The sequence below is a fragment of the Sphingobium sp. B11D3B genome (genome assembly GCF_025961735.1).
Taxonomy (GTDB): Bacteria; Pseudomonadota; Alphaproteobacteria; order Sphingomonadales; family Sphingomonadaceae; genus Sphingobium.
This window is the reverse complement of the sequence record NZ_JAOQOF010000001.1, coordinates 446,263-460,620: the sequence shown is the minus strand read 5'-3', so window position 1 is coordinate 460,620 and position 14,358 is coordinate 446,263. Positions and strand designations below refer to the sequence as shown.

At 64.0% G+C, this 14,358-nt stretch carries 12 protein-coding genes; 1 reads left to right on the top strand and 11 read right to left on the bottom strand.

The genetic code is table 11. The annotated features are described in order from the left end of the window. Positions 1–15: 15 nt before the first annotated feature. Genes gspJ through M2333_RS02170 form a run of 8 tightly spaced genes read right to left on the bottom strand, consistent with a single transcriptional unit; the run spans position 16 to position 7,996 of the window. Entirely contained in the window at positions 16–681 is a 666-nt protein-coding gene (gspJ, locus tag M2333_RS02205) for a type II secretion system minor pseudopilin GspJ (protein WP_264610718.1), read from the bottom strand. After that, complete coding sequence (locus M2333_RS02200) at positions 674–1,120, bottom strand: GspH/FimT family pseudopilin (RefSeq protein ID WP_264610717.1); 447 nt, start codon at positions 1,118–1,120, stop codon at positions 674–676. Before M2333_RS02200 ends, gspJ begins: the two co-directional genes overlap by 8 nt. Before the next feature lie 23 nt (positions 1,121–1,143). Next, positions 1,144–1,554 (bottom strand): type II secretion system minor pseudopilin GspI, encoded by a 411-nt coding sequence (gspI, locus tag M2333_RS02195; RefSeq protein ID WP_264587588.1) that lies wholly within the window; start codon positions 1,552–1,554, stop codon positions 1,144–1,146. Between the two features lie 40 nt (positions 1,555–1,594). Further along, a complete protein-coding gene (gene gspG, locus M2333_RS02190; RefSeq protein ID WP_181560238.1) occupies positions 1,595–2,104 on the bottom strand; it encodes a type II secretion system major pseudopilin GspG in 510 nt (169 codons plus the stop codon). A gap of 3 nt (positions 2,105–2,107) precedes the next feature. Next, positions 2,108–3,355 carry a type II secretion system inner membrane protein GspF gene (gene gspF / locus M2333_RS02185; RefSeq protein ID WP_264594120.1) on the bottom strand — a complete coding sequence of 416 codons (1,248 nt, stop codon included), beginning with the start codon at positions 3,353–3,355 and terminating at the stop codon, positions 2,108–2,110. Positions 3,356–3,378: 23 nt separating this feature from the next. Further along, entirely contained in the window at positions 3,379–4,896 is a 1,518-nt protein-coding gene (gspE, locus tag M2333_RS02180; protein WP_264612546.1) for a type II secretion system ATPase GspE, read from the bottom strand. Between the two features lie 59 nt (positions 4,897–4,955). Then, a complete protein-coding gene (gspD, locus tag M2333_RS02175; RefSeq protein WP_264610716.1) occupies positions 4,956–7,133 on the bottom strand; it encodes a type II secretion system secretin GspD in 2,178 nt (725 codons plus the stop codon). Continuing rightward, on the bottom strand, positions 7,130–7,996 hold the full coding sequence (locus M2333_RS02170) for a type II secretion system protein N (protein ID WP_264610715.1): 867 nt from the start codon (positions 7,994–7,996) through the stop codon (positions 7,130–7,132). Before M2333_RS02170 ends, gspD begins: the two co-directional genes overlap by 4 nt. A 201-nt stretch (positions 7,997–8,197) precedes the next feature. Between M2333_RS02170 and M2333_RS02165 the strand changes: the two genes are divergently transcribed. Beyond that, complete coding sequence (locus M2333_RS02165) at positions 8,198–8,824, top strand: prolyl hydroxylase family protein (RefSeq protein WP_181560242.1); 627 nt, start codon at positions 8,198–8,200, stop codon at positions 8,822–8,824. Positions 8,825–8,926: 102 nt separating this feature from the next. Here M2333_RS02165 and M2333_RS02160 read toward each other — a convergent pair whose 3' ends face one another. From M2333_RS02160 to M2333_RS02150, 3 genes are all read right to left on the bottom strand, one after another. After that, positions 8,927–11,617, bottom strand: coding sequence for a TonB-dependent receptor domain-containing protein (locus tag M2333_RS02160; protein ID WP_264610714.1), 2,691 nt, complete (start codon positions 11,615–11,617; stop codon positions 8,927–8,929). 87 nt (positions 11,618–11,704) lie between these two features. Continuing rightward, positions 11,705–13,423 (bottom strand): hypothetical protein, encoded by a 1,719-nt coding sequence (locus tag M2333_RS02155; protein ID WP_264610713.1) that lies wholly within the window; start codon positions 13,421–13,423, stop codon positions 11,705–11,707. A 358-nt stretch (positions 13,424–13,781) separates the two neighbouring features. Further along, a complete protein-coding gene (locus tag M2333_RS02150) occupies positions 13,782–14,138 on the bottom strand; it encodes a tetratricopeptide repeat protein (protein ID WP_264610712.1) in 357 nt (118 codons plus the stop codon). Between the last annotated feature and the right edge of the window lie 220 nt (positions 14,139–14,358).

Here is a 14,358-nt window from a genome sequence, read left to right as displayed (position 1 = left end):
CTGGCATGAAGGAGGTCAGGGCGCACTGGCAGCCTCCGCCTCTTGAGCCGGCGGCTGATACATCGCCGTGCCGACCGGAAAGCGCAGCGTCACTGGCGTAGCGCTCCGGCGCCCGACTGTGAGTTCAACAACGGTCGGCAGATCGGTCGGGCGCACGGGCGCCCAGCGGTCCTGCCAGACGCCATTGCGCGCCCGGTAGCGCAGACTGAGCGCCGTCACATGCTCGAACAGCACGGATGGGGCCGGCGGCTGCGCGCCATCGAGCGCCGGGTAGCCGATGCGTTCCAGCCGCCCGTCCCGCCACCAATATTCGATCTTCTGCAAGGTCGGCCGGCGCAATGTGGCAGGATTGCTCCAGCCGGCGCGCACGAACTGGATCAGCGGTTCCTCACTCTGCGCGGCGCGGCCGAAAAAGGCCGGCGCGAACGTCCCCGCCTCCGTCCGGCTGATCCGCGTCACAGCCTGCGAGAGATCGGCATCGAGCAGGGACACGCCGCGCTGCACATCGGCCAGCGCATCGAGATTGCGGCCGACCGCGGCCTGCCCGTCCACGCTGGTGCGCAGCAGCACCACCCCCGCCGTCGCGAGCATGGCGAAGATCATCACCGCCACCAGCAGCTCGATGAGGGTAAAGCCCTCCTCGCCCGCATGGGCATGGCCAATGGCGCGCGCGTCAGTCACCGCTGGTTACCTTGCCGTCCAGCGTCATGCGCACCGGCAGTTTCTGCCCGTCCCGCTCCAGTGCAAAATCAAGCGGCTGATCGGCCTGCCCGACGCTGTCGAACATCACTCGCAGACGCGTCTGCTGGCCGAGCGCGGCGCGGGTCTCGCCGGACCAGTCATGCGCGGCGAGCGGCCCTTCCGTGATCGGCTCCCACTGCCCCTGCGCCCGCCGCTCGAAGCCATAAGCGGTGGTGGAGACCCACAAGGCAACCGGGCGTCCGGCAATGATGGCGCTATCCCGCGCCGCATGCACACGGCCGGCAAAGCGGTCGACATCGCCCGAGACCCGCCCGCGCGGATCGGCCATGGTGAGGACAACCGCGCCCGAGATCAGCCCGATAATCGCGATGACGACCATCAACTCCACCAGCGTGAAGCCGGCCGTGCTACGCGTCACAGGCCAAGCAGGGGCCCGCCGCATCATTGCGCCGGCCGCCCGAAGGTGAGCACGGCGGGCGACTGGCCCGGCCCGGCATCCACACGCACCGTCACGATGAGCAGCCGCCCGTCTTCCCCCTTGTCGACCCGCTGAATCCACGGCCATTTGCGGCCGCCATTCTCGGCCACGCCGTTGCTCGCGCCCAGCGCCGGGGGCTGCGGATCGGTCATGCGCTCGATCATGAGGTTGCGCGCGACGATCTGCGCCATGGTGCGACTGTTGAGATCAACCGAGGTCCGCGCCGAGACGCCCTGCAGGCGCACCAGCGCCAGCGCGGCGAGGCTGAAGATGGCAAGAGCGACCAGCATTTCCAGCAAGGTGAAGCCGGCGGATGCGCACGCGCGGCGCGGCACGGGCAAGCCCTGCCGATGACCGGGCGTGCCCCGCCTCATCCCTCAATCTCCCTGACGGACCCGCGCCGGTGCGCTGCCGTTAAAGATCGCTCGAATAGATATCGGCATTCTCGCCCTCGCCTCCTGTCTGGCCGTCGGCGCCCAGCGAATAGACGTCGAAGGCGCCGCGACGGCCGGGAGCGGCATATTGATAGGGCTTGCCCCACGGGTCGTTCGGCAGCTTCTTGACATATCCGCCGACGCGATAGCGCTCCGGCTGGGCAAGGCCCGGCGGCGGCGCGGTCAGCGCGTTCAGGCCATCGCTGGTGCTGGGATAAGTGAGATTATCCAGCCGATATTGCTCTAGGGCGGATTCAATGACGGAAATATCCGCTTTCGCCTTGGCGACGTTGCTGGTGCCGAGCGCACCGAATACGTTGATCGCCACGATGGTGCCGAGCAGGCCGATGATGACGATCACCACCAGCAGCTCAATGAGCGTGAAGCCCTGCTCGCTCGGCCGCTGCGGCCCCCGCAGGGCAGGCCCGAAGGATCGCGACCGCCGTGCCTTGCGGCGAAGGGAGGAGGCAAGAAAACGCGCGAACTTCATGAGTCAGACTCCGGCACCGGTGAGATTCTGCAATTGCATGATGGGCAGCAGAATCGAGAGGATGATGATCGCCACGATACCACCCATCAGGATGATGATCAGCGGCTCCAGCATGGAGAGCGCCGCAGCGGTGAAGCTGTCGAACTCGCGCTCCAGATATTCGGCGGCGCGCTCCAGCATCAGGTCGAGCTGGCCGGCGCTTTCGCCGCTGGCCGCGAGATAGACGAGCAGCGGCGGGAACACATCGGCGCGACGCATCGCAGCGGAAAGACTGCCGCCGCCGCGCACCGACTCCACGATCTCGCTCGTCGCAGCCCGCAACACGCGGTTGTGGATGGTCGGCACGGTGAGCGAGAGGCCTTCCATCACCGGCAGGCGGCTCTGCACCATCGTTGCCAGCGTGCGGGCCATGCGCGCGGCGTGCAGATCGCGCAGCAGCCGGCCGACGAACGGCACGCCAAGCAGCATCGCGTCGGCACGCAGGCGCACATCCTCATTCTTGAGCGCCCGCCAGCCGATCAGACCGAGCGCGACCAACAGGATGAGGATCGCCCACCACCAGCTCGCCAGCATGTTCGAGATGCCCATCACGACGCGGGTGAGCAGCGGCAGTTGCTGGCCCAGCGTATCGAACTGCTCGACCACCAGCGGCACCACGAAGATCATCAGCGAGATGATGACGATCACCGCGAACGCCGCGAGAACGGTGGGATAAGCCAGCGCCGTCAACAGCTTGGAACGCATCACGGCTTGCCGTTCCAGCAAGACCGCCAGCCGCTCGGTGAGCATGGGCAGGCTGCCGGACCGCTCGCCCGCCGCGATCATCGCGCGATACAGCCCGGGGAAGCTGCGCGGGTCCATGCCCATCGCCTCTCCCAGCGTGCGTCCCTCGACCACGCCCTGATGCACCCGCGAGACGATCTCGCGGACATGCGGCTTCTCGCTCTGCCGGGTGATCGTGCGCAGCGCTTCTTCCAGCGGCGAGACCTGCGCCAGCGTGGAGAGCTGACGCGTGAACAAGGTGAGATCTTTGTTTGAGAGCCGATTGCGCTCGAAGCTGAGCAGGCTGCGCGCCGGCCGGGCCTTGCCTTCGGCCTTGGTACCCGAGGAGCCCCGCCCCTCGCCGATGCGCACCACGAACAGCTTCTTGGCCGCCAGCGCGCTGCGCGCATCGGTGGCGGTTTCCGCGCGGATCAGCCCGCGCTTCTCCCGCCCGGCGCCGTCGATGACGACATAGTCGAACTCAGGCATGGCCGCTCTCGGGCATCGCGATTTCAGGCATCGACCGCTTCGTGCCGCGAAATGCGGATCGCCTCTTCCGCGCTCGTTTCGCCGCTCAGCACCAGCGCCCGCGCGGCGGAAATCAGATTGGGGGCATTGAGATAGGCGTGGCGGGCAATGCGCGATTCATCGCCGCCCTCGTTGATCATCCGGCGGATCGTCTCATCCACGCGAATGGCCTCGAACACGCCGATCCGGCCCTTGTAGCCGCTATTGCCGCACTGGTCGCACCCGCGCGGGCGATAGATTAGCGTACCCTCGTCAATGCCGAGCAGCGCGCTGACCGACTTGTCCGCCGGCACCTGCTCGCGACAGTGCGGGCACAGCCGCCGCACGAGCCGCTGGGCGATGACCGCGCGCAGCGTTGAGGCGAGCAGGAACGGCTCCACCTTCATGTCGCGCATCCGGGTGATCGCGCCCACCGCATCATTGGTGTGGACGGTCGAGAGCACGAGGTGGCCGGTGAGCGAGGCCTGCACGGCGATTTCCGCCGTCTCCCGGTCGCGAATTTCGCCGACCATCACCACATCGGGGTCCTGGCGCAGAATGGCACGCAGGCCGGCAGCAAAGGTGAGGCCGACCTTGGCATTGACCTGCGTCTGGCCGACACCCTCGATGGCATATTCCACCGGGTCTTCGACCGTGAGGATGTTGCGGCTGCCGTCATTCAGCTGGCGCAGGCCGGCATAGAGCGTGGTCGTCTTGCCGCTGCCGGTCGGGCCGGTGACGAGAATGATGCCGTTCGGCTCCTCCAGCGCGCGACGGAAGACGCCATCGGCGGTGCCAGTCAGCCCGAGCACATCGAGCGAAATGCCGGCATTCTCCTTGTCGAGAATACGCATGACGACCCGCTCGCCCGCCCGGCTGGGCAAGGTCGAGACGCGCACGTCCAGCAGCTTGCCGCCCAGCGTGAGGCCGATGCGGCCATCCTGCGGCACGCGCCGCTCGGCAATGTCCAGCCGCGCCATCACCTTGATTCGGCTGACGACGACCGGGGCGACATGCGGCGGCATCCGCAGCGTCTCGGTCAGCACCCCATCCATGCGCATCCGCACGACAAGGCCGGTCTCGTAAGGCTCGATATGGATATCGCTGACGCCCTGCCGCGCCGCTTCGGCAAGAATGCCGTTGATCAGGCGGATCGCCGGTGCGTCGTCGCCGCTGTCGAGCAGATCCTCGGCGGTCGGCAGGTCGCCGGCGATGAAATCGAGATCGTCCCCGCCCATCGCAAGCGAGCCGGCCATCGCCGCTGCCGAGCCTTCCATGGCGTAATGGTTGGAGAGATGCTTGTCGAAATCCTGCTGGCTGACGATCGAGACATCGAAGCTGCGGGCAAGATGCCGCCGCACCTCCACCAGCACGCGCGGATCGGCGCCCTCCCGCATCGCGACGGCAAGGCGGGGTTGCGCGGCATCCGCATCGGCCTTGTCCGCCACTAGCACCACGCCATGCTTGCGCGCGAAGGCATAGGGAATATCGACCGGCAAGGTCTCATGAACCAGCGGCGGCATCAGTTCAGCCGGCACCGGCAGGGGCGCGCCTTCGGCCTGAGCGGGGCGCTCTGACTCGCTCATGGCACGTCCGTCGTCTTGACCGCGCCGGGTCGCACGACCTGCTGGGAGCGGACCTCCTGCCCGGTCGTGATCCGTCCGTCGATCACCTGATCGCCGGGCTTGGGCTCGGCGACCGGTGGCGTCGTCCCCAGATATTCGCGCACGAGTTGATCGATGGACGGCTCGACATCCGGGTTGGCGAGCATCTGCTGGCCGCGAATATAGCCATAGCGCTGGGCGGTCATCTTGCGCGCATCGGCGCGGCTGCCGAGGATCGTCGGGCGGATGAAGACCATCAGGTTGGTCTTGGCCTTCGCCCGGCTGCGCGATTTGAACAGCTCACCGATCAGCGGAATATCCCCCAGCAGCGGGATCTTCTCGATCGTCCGGCGCTCATTCTCGTCGAGCAGGCCGCCAATGGCGAGGATATCGCCATTATCGACCAGCACCGTCGTCTCGAACTCGCGCTTGTTGATGATGAGATCGCTGCTGTTGTTGGAGACCGGCCCGGCGACGCTGCTGACCTCCTGTTTGATGAACAGCTTGATCGTCCCTTCCGAGCTGATCTGCGGCGTCACGTCGAGCATGATGCCGACATTCTGCCGCTGCACGGTGCGGAACTTGTTATCGAAATTGGGGCTGAGCGCCTCACCCGTCGCAACCGGCACTTCCTGCCCGACGAGCATCTTGGCCTGCTGATTGTCGAGCGTGGTGATGTGCGGCGTCGAGAGGATGTTGCTCTCGGTATCCGACTGGACGGCGTTGATGATCGCGCCGAACACGCCGTTGCTGCCCAGTTCCGTCGCGATGCCGCCAAAGCCGCCGCGCGCCGCCGCCAGCGAATCGACGGCCGCGCTCTGGAGCTGATTGGCAAGTCCGCTATTCTCGGTCGTGGTCGTCGTGGTGCGCGTGCCGTCCGGCGCTACGACCACCGTTTCCGTCTGGCTCAAATTTCGGGCGGCAAGCGCGCCGGCCAGCGTCAGGATGTTCGGGCTGGCATTGGAATAGTTCGTCGCGGCAAAGCCGGTCGACGTGCTGCCGACCAGGAACTGCACGCCGAGCTGCCGCGCAGCATTGTCGCCGATCTCGACGATGATCGCTTCGACCAGCACCTGATCGCGACGGGTATCGAGCTGGCGGATCACTTCGCCCAGCATCCGCTGCGTATCGCCATTGGCCGCGACGATCACCGCATTGGCGCCCTCGTAGCGGGTCACGACGGCGGGCCCGCGCCCGATGCCGCCCCCGCTCGAACTGCTCGCCGGTGTGGCGGCGGGGGCCGCGGGTGCGCTGCCAGCCCCGGCGGGCGCGCTGGGCGCATTCGAAGCGGTCGGCGTCTCCGACACCACCCCGGCCTGACCCAGCAGTTGCTGCAGCACCGGCAGCATCTTGTCGGCATCGGCATGCTGCAGCCAGTAGACGCGAATTTCCGTGCCCGAGGCGGCGCGCGCGTCGATATCCCGCACCATCGCGGCGAGGCGCTGCACCGTCGTCGCGTCACCGCGCAGGGCGATGCTGTTGGAACTGTCGATCGCGACGATGGTCGCGCGGGACGGCGCGCCCTCCTCGCCCGCAAGCAGCCCTTGCAGCGACGTGGCAATCTCGCGCGCGCCGGCATTTTTCAGCGTGATGAGCTGCGTGGTCGATCCGTCCGTATCCACCTGCGCGAGCACCTGCCGGATGCGCCGGATATTGTCGGCATAATCCGCCACCACGACGGAGCGGCCGGAGCGGTTGGCGGTGATCGAGCCATCGCGGCTCACCAGCGGGCGCAGCGTTTCCAGCGCAGACTGCGCGTCAATGGAACGCAGGCGGATGACTTCGGTCACGAACTGGTTGCTGTTGGCCGCCCGGCCCACCTGCCCCGGCTGGCCGGCCGCGCCCTCGACCGGCTGGATGCGGAAGGCGCCGCCCGCCGCTGGCACGGCGACCAGCCCGTTGGCGCGCAGCGTCGAGAGGAAGATCTCGAAATATTCCGAGCGCGACAGCGGCCGATCCGTCACGACCGAAACCTTGCCCTGCACCCGATTGTCGATGATGAAGGTGCGCCCGGTCACCCGCGCCGCATCCTGAATGAAGGCCCGCACATCGGCATCCCGCACATTCAGCGTCAACTGGCCGACCGCCGGCACGGCGAGCAGCAGCGCGATCATAGCGCTGCCGGCGAAACGGCGGAATTTGGGGAGCAGGGTCATTGGCGTTCCGAGAGATTGAGTGAGATGGGCACGGTGGAGGCACCGCGCTCGACCATGAGGGACAGGCGCGCACCGGGCCGGAGCGCCGCCTGCAACTGGGCAATGTCGCCCATGGACGTCACGGGCCGCCCGTTGATCTGCACGATGATGTCGCCGGGCCGGAAGCCGACCTGTGACAGTGCGCCGCTATCGCTGCCGGCGTTGAGGACGATGCCGGTGACTTTCCCGTCCTGATTGCGCGGCGCCATGTTGACCGCCTTCATCACCGAGTCGGGCGTCAACGCCGCGGCAGGCGCCTGCGGGCCGGCGCCGGTCGTCATCTCCGGCGGCATGGCCGGGCCGCCCTCGGCCGGCGGTGCTGGCACCACGGGCGCGTCGCCACCGGACTGATCGATGTAGAGCGTCTCCCCCACACCGCCGCGCTCGATGACGACATGATCGAACTGCACCGCCTTGAGGATGATGCCCGGGGCGATCTGATCGCCCACCGCATAGCTGGCCTGCTCGCCGGCCTCATTGGCGATGATCGCCGAGCCCTGGCCCGATGCTTCGTTGAGACGGATGCCGAACAGGCGGAACGGCAGGGACGTGACTTGCTGCACGCCACCGCCCGCGCTCGCGCCGTTGCGGAAGAACGGATCGAAGCCGGCGAACAGGGCGCTCCGCGCATCGGCGGAGACGAGCACGGGCTCGCGCGCGCGCCAGTCGCCGAACAGGCCGACCGGCGTGCCGAGCGCCCAGAGCAGCCGGGCGATCTGAATAATGAGGACGACGAGCAGCACCGCCTCGATCCATTGACCGAGGCTGGAAGAACCGGCGGGCCGGCCCTGTCGCGCGCGCCGAATGAGATCGGTCCACCGCATCCTAGATTTGATGCCCTCCAGCAAAGCAAGCGCTGCCTATGCGCGGTGTATGACTGATCCGTTTCACCATGGTTACCAAAAAATGACAACCGGCGCTGAGATGCGCCGAATGGCCGGTCGGACGCCGTCTACCCCACAAAAATAATCGCCGTGGAGCGGTTGATCCGGCTCCGCTCCCGTTGCTAGACGCACCGTTCAGCCATGTCGATGCTCGACGCACCTCTTCTTGCCGGTCAGCCGGGCATTCAGCGCCTCCCCCGGCGCGACCTCACGCTGTTCGTGAAGAAGGGTTTTCTCGATTCGGACGAATGCGCTGGGCTGATCGACCGCATCGAAGCCAACCGCCGGCCTTCCACCATCGCCGATGATCTCGGCTATGAAGCCTTCCGCACCAGTGAGACCTGCGATCTGGAGGATAGCGACCCCTTCGTCGCCGCGATCAACGCCAAGCTCGCGGCCTATAGCGGCATCGATCCCGCGCAGGGCGAGCAGCTGCAGGGGCAGCGCTACGCCGTGGGTCAGGAATTCAAGGCGCATACCGATTATTTCGAGCCGGGCGGCATGGATTTTGAGCGCTACTGCGGTCGCTCGGGCAATCGCACCTGGACGTTGATGGTCTATCTCAACCAGCCCGCCGCCGGCGGCGCCACGCGCTTCACCCAGGTGGACAAGATGATCCAGCCGGAAACCGGCAAGCTGGTCGCCTGGAACAATCGCCTGCCGGACGGGACAATGAACCCGGCCACCATCCATCACGGCATGAAGGTGCGCTCGGGCGTGAAGTACATCATCACGAAATGGTATCGCGAGCGCATCTGGGCGGGGTAAGCCAAGAAGTCGCGATGGCCAGAATGTTCGACACAATGAAAGCGCCCGACCTACCCTTGGCCGGGCGCTTTCTGACTCTTGAGTGCGGCTTCTCGCAGTCGATCAGAACTTCAATGATGCTGAAAGACTGAAGGTCGTGCCAATATTGTAGAAATTATAGTAGACGCGCCGGTCGCCCAATTCCTGATATTCGCGATACTTGTTGTACAGGATGTTGCGGACCTCTGCCTTGAGGTCGACCTCGCGGCTTCCGATCAACACGCCCTCTCTCCAGACGAAGTCCAAATTAAAGCCAGGATGCTCAAACACATCCGGCTGATCGCCAGACACGCCCCGGCTGGTCACCCGCTTGCTGGCGTAGGAGAGGATGAATGTCTGTTGCGACAACCGGTCCGTATTCTCCATGCCGAGCTGGAAATTGACGATGTGATCGGACTGTCCGGTCAGCGAGGAACCGTCCTTGAAATAGGCAGTTGCAGCAGTCACGACGCCGTTGGCCCCAATGGTGGTATCGCCGCTCGCAACCTTCAGCTTGGACTTGGTGTAAGTGTAGTTCGCAATCGTCACCAGACGGCGGGCCGCGAACATATCGCCAGCAAACCAGTCGGACATGTTGAAATATTTCTGCACGTCAACTTCAACACCGTACAGACTTGCCTTCGGCGCATTGGCGAAGAAAGTCGACGCGCTGTTTCCGGATGAGTCGAGCGATAGATACGCCTCGATCGGCCGATCGATCGTCTTGTAGAACCCGGCGACGGACAGCCGCTGGTCGCGATCGAAATACCATTCGTACCGGCCCTCGAAGTTGGTCAGTTTACTGTCCGTGAGGAATGGATTGCCCGTATAGGTCCGGTTGGTTTCGGGGTCGAAATAAGGCTGAAGCACCAGCTCGCGGAACTGGGGCCGTGCGATGGTCTTGGAGGCATTGAAGCGCAGCTGCATGGCCGGCTGGAACTCCCAGGTCACCGTTCCGGCGGGCAGCCAGTAGTCATTCTTCAGGGCAGTGCGGAACACCGAAGCGTCCGAGAGGAAGACCTGAATACGCTGGGTGCGCTGGAACGCCCTTTCATAGCGGACGCCAGCATCGACGGTAAGGCCCGGTATCAACTGCCAGTTGATCTTGCCGTAACCGGCGTGATTCTTGAGGCGAGCGCTCCAAGCCGGGTTCGGCTCGACCTCGTTCGCTTCGATGCCATAGGGATTGATCGCACCACCCGGTCCGACGGCATTGATGACGCCCGGCGAAAACAGGATATCGGGCCGCAATAGCAGAACACCCGTCGGCGTTGAATTGTCAGCGTTCAACTGGAATTCGCGGCGGACGGTAGTACGGCGCGTCACCTGATAATAATAGCCGGCGCCCAGACTGATGTCCGGGGTAAGCTTGTAGGTGACGTCACCCCCTGCTGCCCACAAATCCTCATTCAGGTCCGAGAAGGCAACGCGTGGGCGATTACCCACATTGCCGGTCAGGCTGATCTGATAGAGGTTGCCATAGGGATCCTCACTGTTACCCGTTCGAAAATACTCGAAACTCGTCTCGGCCGGCGCTTCGCGCTGAGAATTGGCGTAACTGGCACGCAGATCAACACTGAGCCCATCGAACGGCTTGAACTCTCCGACCACCTGTGTGTCGATGAGTTGGCGCTCGTACCAGGCGGTGTCCTGCACCTGGAATGTGGCCCCCTGGGACCGGGTGCCGATTCCGATGCGCGTGCTTTTCAGCGTATCGCGAATGTATAGTGCGGTCGTCCGGATCTTGTTGTCGCCAAATTCCAGGCCAACGCCCAGAAGGCCGTTTGCGACGCTACGATCCGTCGTCGTCACCCGCTCAAAATTCGAGTTCAGGAACCCGAGATCGTCCTGGCTCGAGAACTGCTGGATGGCGTCGCGGGTCTGCCACTTGTTGCTGAACCCGGCAGTGGCGATCAAGCCGAGCGCTGCGTCGCTGCCCAGCTCGAAGGACGTGCCGGCGGACAGGCTGCCCGAGAAGTTGGGCGGAATTGTGCCGTCGCGCTGTGCGATCGACAGGCTTGGCGTCACCAGCGACCCAGCGAGGGTTCTGTTCTGTTCATTGGTGATCTGACTAGTCGTGAGACCGGTCGCATAATAAGCCGCAAGGCCCGCCGGCGTGTTGCGCGTGCCATTGTCGAAGCCCGTCCAGTCGGTCTTCGACCCATAATAGGTGTAACCATTGATGCCGGTCGTTTCCGAATGAAAGCTGCCGCCGATCGTCGCGGTGAGGAAACTCTCCTGCGGCACCACGCTGGTGGTAAGATTGACCACACCGCCGCCAAACTCGCCGGGGAAGTTCACCGAATAGCTCTTCTGGACGAGCGAGGACGAGACGATGTTGGTGGGGAATAGATCGAGGGGAATTGAGCGCTTGAGAGGCTCGGGGCTGGGTAGCGGCAGGCCGTTGAGCAAAGCGAGCGAATAGCGGTCGCCAAGCCCGCGCACATACACAAAGCCATTGCCCACAACGCTCAGGCCCGTGACACGGCCCAACGCGCCGGCGATGTTGCCTTCGCCGGTCCGGGCGATGTCCGCTGTCGAAAGAACCGAGACAACGGCCGGCGCAGCCTGCTGAACATTCGCATTGCGACGGCCCGTGACAACAATATCCCCGCCTGGGATGGAAATGTCCGGAGCAGCCTGCTCCTGGCCGTCAGCAGCAGGAGCCGTATTGTCGCTTTCCTGAACCGCCTTGGCTTCCTGAGCGATCGCTGCAGGGGCAACGAACGCCGTGGATAGAAGCAGCAAGACCCCGAACTTGAGCGGCGTCGCCATGGAATATCCCCTAAATATAATCGGTGTCACGGCGGGGTGCGACGATCAGCGCCGCACCCCGCTCAACAGTGAGGTTCGGGCAACCGATCAGGTGGTCGGAAGCGAGCTGCAGTTCCGGTTCGTATTGCTCGTATCGTCGAACTGCGCGTAGCTGGAGTTGCAGGTCCAGCCCTTGTACCACGTGTCATTCGCGTCCTTGACGGCGCCGACATAAGTCGTGCTGTCAAAGAAGTCGCGGAAGTCCGTGCTCAGGCCGGCGATCGTCTTGGGATCGGTTCCCGCGACTGCGTTTTCTGTGGCACCGTTGATGAACAGGCTAGTCAGCGACGATGTATAAGCGTCGTTATTGCCGTTGGACCCAGCACCAAAAGCCAGCGCCACGTCCGCAGCCGTATAGCGGGCGGCGTTCGAGTCAGAGCTCTTGTTGCCCAGGAATTTGGCGCTGTTGCACTGAAGCAGGACCGAATAGGCCTTGAGAGTGGCACGATCCGCCGTCGAGCCTGACCCGTTCAGACGGATACATTCGTTATTCGGCGTGACCATGACGCCGTTGACCAGCGTCGTATCCGAGTTGCCGCGGAACAGCGACGAAGCCAGATCGTTGGCTTCGTTGTTGGTGCTGGATTGCGACTGAAGGGCTGTGAAGTTCGCGACGTACAGCTTCGAGCGCGGTGCGTCGGTCTCTTTGCCATCACTGTCGATCTCGAACAGTGCATCACCCTGGCCCGGACGCTGGATCAGCATGACATGCTGGAAAGCGCCTTGCGCACCCGTGTCCAGATCGAGGCTGTCGTCGTCGGCGCCGGTTGCGATATAGTGCTTGAATTTCACGACACCGCCGAAGAACTCAGCGCCATCGTCCGAACTGTTGTGCGATTGGATGTAATCAAGCTTGGTCCCGCTACCGATGCCTTCGGTCGTGAGCGCCTGCAGTTCGGTGTTTCCGCTGAGGATAAAGCCAGAGAAGCGAATCTGGACATATTTCATGGACCCCGCATTGTAGGTCGGGTCATTGCCGCCAAACCGCGCGGGGTTCACCGAACCCTCGGTGTTGCGCTCGCAATCGACGCCCACGGTGCCGAAGTTGCAGTCGGTGACCGGCGCGCGACCCATCAAGATCACGCCACCCCAGTGACCGATCGATGTATCGGTTTCCTGACCGAGCACGTTGTCGCGGCTGGTGAAGATGATCGGTGACGTCTGCGTACCCTCAGCGACCAACTTGTTGCCCCGGTTGACCGCCAGGAAAGCCGCGCCCTGCCCCATGACAATTACGCCCGGCTGAATGGTCAGTGTAACGTTGGTGTCTGCAATCAGTTGGCCCGACCCGTTAGCGACTGAGCTCTGCAGGCCCAGACCCGCGATCTCGCTTGCGCGACAGCCGACCGTGGTACTTTCGCGGGGCGAGCCAGAACTTGGCGCGGAGAAACCGCCGTCGCAGCCGACATCCACGCGGCCGTTGTTGATGGCCGGGTTAAGATAATAAACGAGACCGGGAATCTTCTCCAACGTCAGGTTGCGGCTGATGACGCCGGGCAGCGAGCAGACGCGCCACGTTCCGGTCGGTCCGGAGATCGTACCCGAGTCAGTCAGCTGGGTGGGATTGTTGATCGTCGGACAGCCGAGCGCCGCGGTGACCGAGTTGGTTGGCGTCGGTGTAGGAGTCGGCGTGGGGGTGGGCGTTGGATTGTTGATCACGATACCGCCCGTACCCGGGGATGCGATCTCGCTCGCACCGCAACCGGCGAGCAGCGGCAGGGCCACGCCTGCCAGCATGAAGTTGATAGTCCGATTGATCAGTTTCATCGTCGTCTCCGCTGCCGGATGTTCCGGATTTCGATTGCAGGACGGCCAACGGGAGTAGCGACTCTGTGAAGTCCCCCTTGCGCCCTCGGCGCGGCAGCTAGGCGATGAGTGTGACAGCGGGATGCAATCCCCGCGTCATCCGCGTGACGGATTCATGTCAGTTTTATTGCAGGGACGTAGGGCAGCGGCGGACGCAAGGGTTAGGTCGCGAAGATCGGCCCGGCTTTCGGAAGCGGGATGATGTACGGCATTGGAGCTGCCGGTGGCGGGCTCGCCGTCCCCTCTATAGAAAAAGGTGCGCAAGACCTGCGTCCGCGCACCTTCTCGTGATGATGTCCGGCCGGGAGCCGGATCGGCCTCAATGCTGATCGAGGCGCGCCAGCAGGGTGCGGGCGACGGCGTGGCTCGAATAGCTGGCGCCATCGGCCAGATCGAGCTGCTCGGCGGGCAGCGACTGAACGCGCATCAGCGCCTCGCGCGCCTCGGCCTTGCGCTGCGTACGCGCATAGACCGTCGCGATGTTGATGAGCCGCGCGGGATCGGCAGCATCGTTCATGCTGGCCGGCTGCAGCAAGCGCTCGGCTTCGTCCAGATTTCCGGCAGAAATGGCGGTGGCGGCATAGCTGCCCGTGGCGCCGCCGGTCTGAGCGATCGCGCCTGTGCAGCCCAGTGCCGCGAGCGCGGCGCCTCCTGCAATCAAAATCTTGAAATTCATGACAATTCCTCTCGTATCTTTTGAAATCTGACCGAGAGTATTTCAGTTTTATGACTCGCTATCAATATTCGAACAAAAATTTTTAAGTTCATAAAATCATAAGGATAGTCATGATTTTTCGTGTGTACGTACGAGAGGAGCATTTTGTCATAATTCTGTAATATTCATGATTCTGCGCTTCGCAGCAACGTTCAGGGCGCGAAACGCCAGAGCCGCGAAG

Excerpts from the sequence above, each read along its gene's own strand:
- M2333_RS02150 (WP_264610712.1), bottom strand. The coding sequence starts at position 14,138 with ATGAATTTCAAGATTTTGATTGCAGGAGGCGCCGCGCTCGCGGCACTG.
- gspG (WP_181560238.1), bottom strand. The coding sequence starts at position 2,104 with ATGAAGTTCGCGCGTTTTCTTGCCTCCTCCCTTCGCCGCAAGGCACGG.
- M2333_RS02170 (WP_264610715.1), bottom strand. The coding sequence starts at position 7,996 with ATGCGGTGGACCGATCTCATTCGGCGCGCGCGACAGGGCCGGCCCGCC.
- M2333_RS02155 (WP_264610713.1), bottom strand. The coding sequence starts at position 13,423 with ATGAAACTGATCAATCGGACTATCAACTTCATGCTGGCAGGCGTGGCC.
- gspE (WP_264612546.1), bottom strand. The coding sequence starts at position 4,896 with ATGCCGCCGCTGGTTCATGAGACCTTGCCGGTCGATATTCCCTATGCC.
- gspI (WP_264587588.1), bottom strand. The coding sequence starts at position 1,554 with ATGAGGCGGGGCACGCCCGGTCATCGGCAGGGCTTGCCCGTGCCGCGC.
- M2333_RS02165 (WP_181560242.1), top strand. The coding sequence starts at position 8,198 with ATGTCGATGCTCGACGCACCTCTTCTTGCCGGTCAGCCGGGCATTCAG.
- gspD (WP_264610716.1), bottom strand. The coding sequence starts at position 7,133 with ATGACCCTGCTCCCCAAATTCCGCCGTTTCGCCGGCAGCGCTATGATC.
- M2333_RS02160 (WP_264610714.1), bottom strand. The coding sequence starts at position 11,617 with ATGGCGACGCCGCTCAAGTTCGGGGTCTTGCTGCTTCTATCCACGGCG.
- gspF (WP_264594120.1), bottom strand. The coding sequence starts at position 3,355 with ATGCCTGAGTTCGACTATGTCGTCATCGACGGCGCCGGGCGGGAGAAG.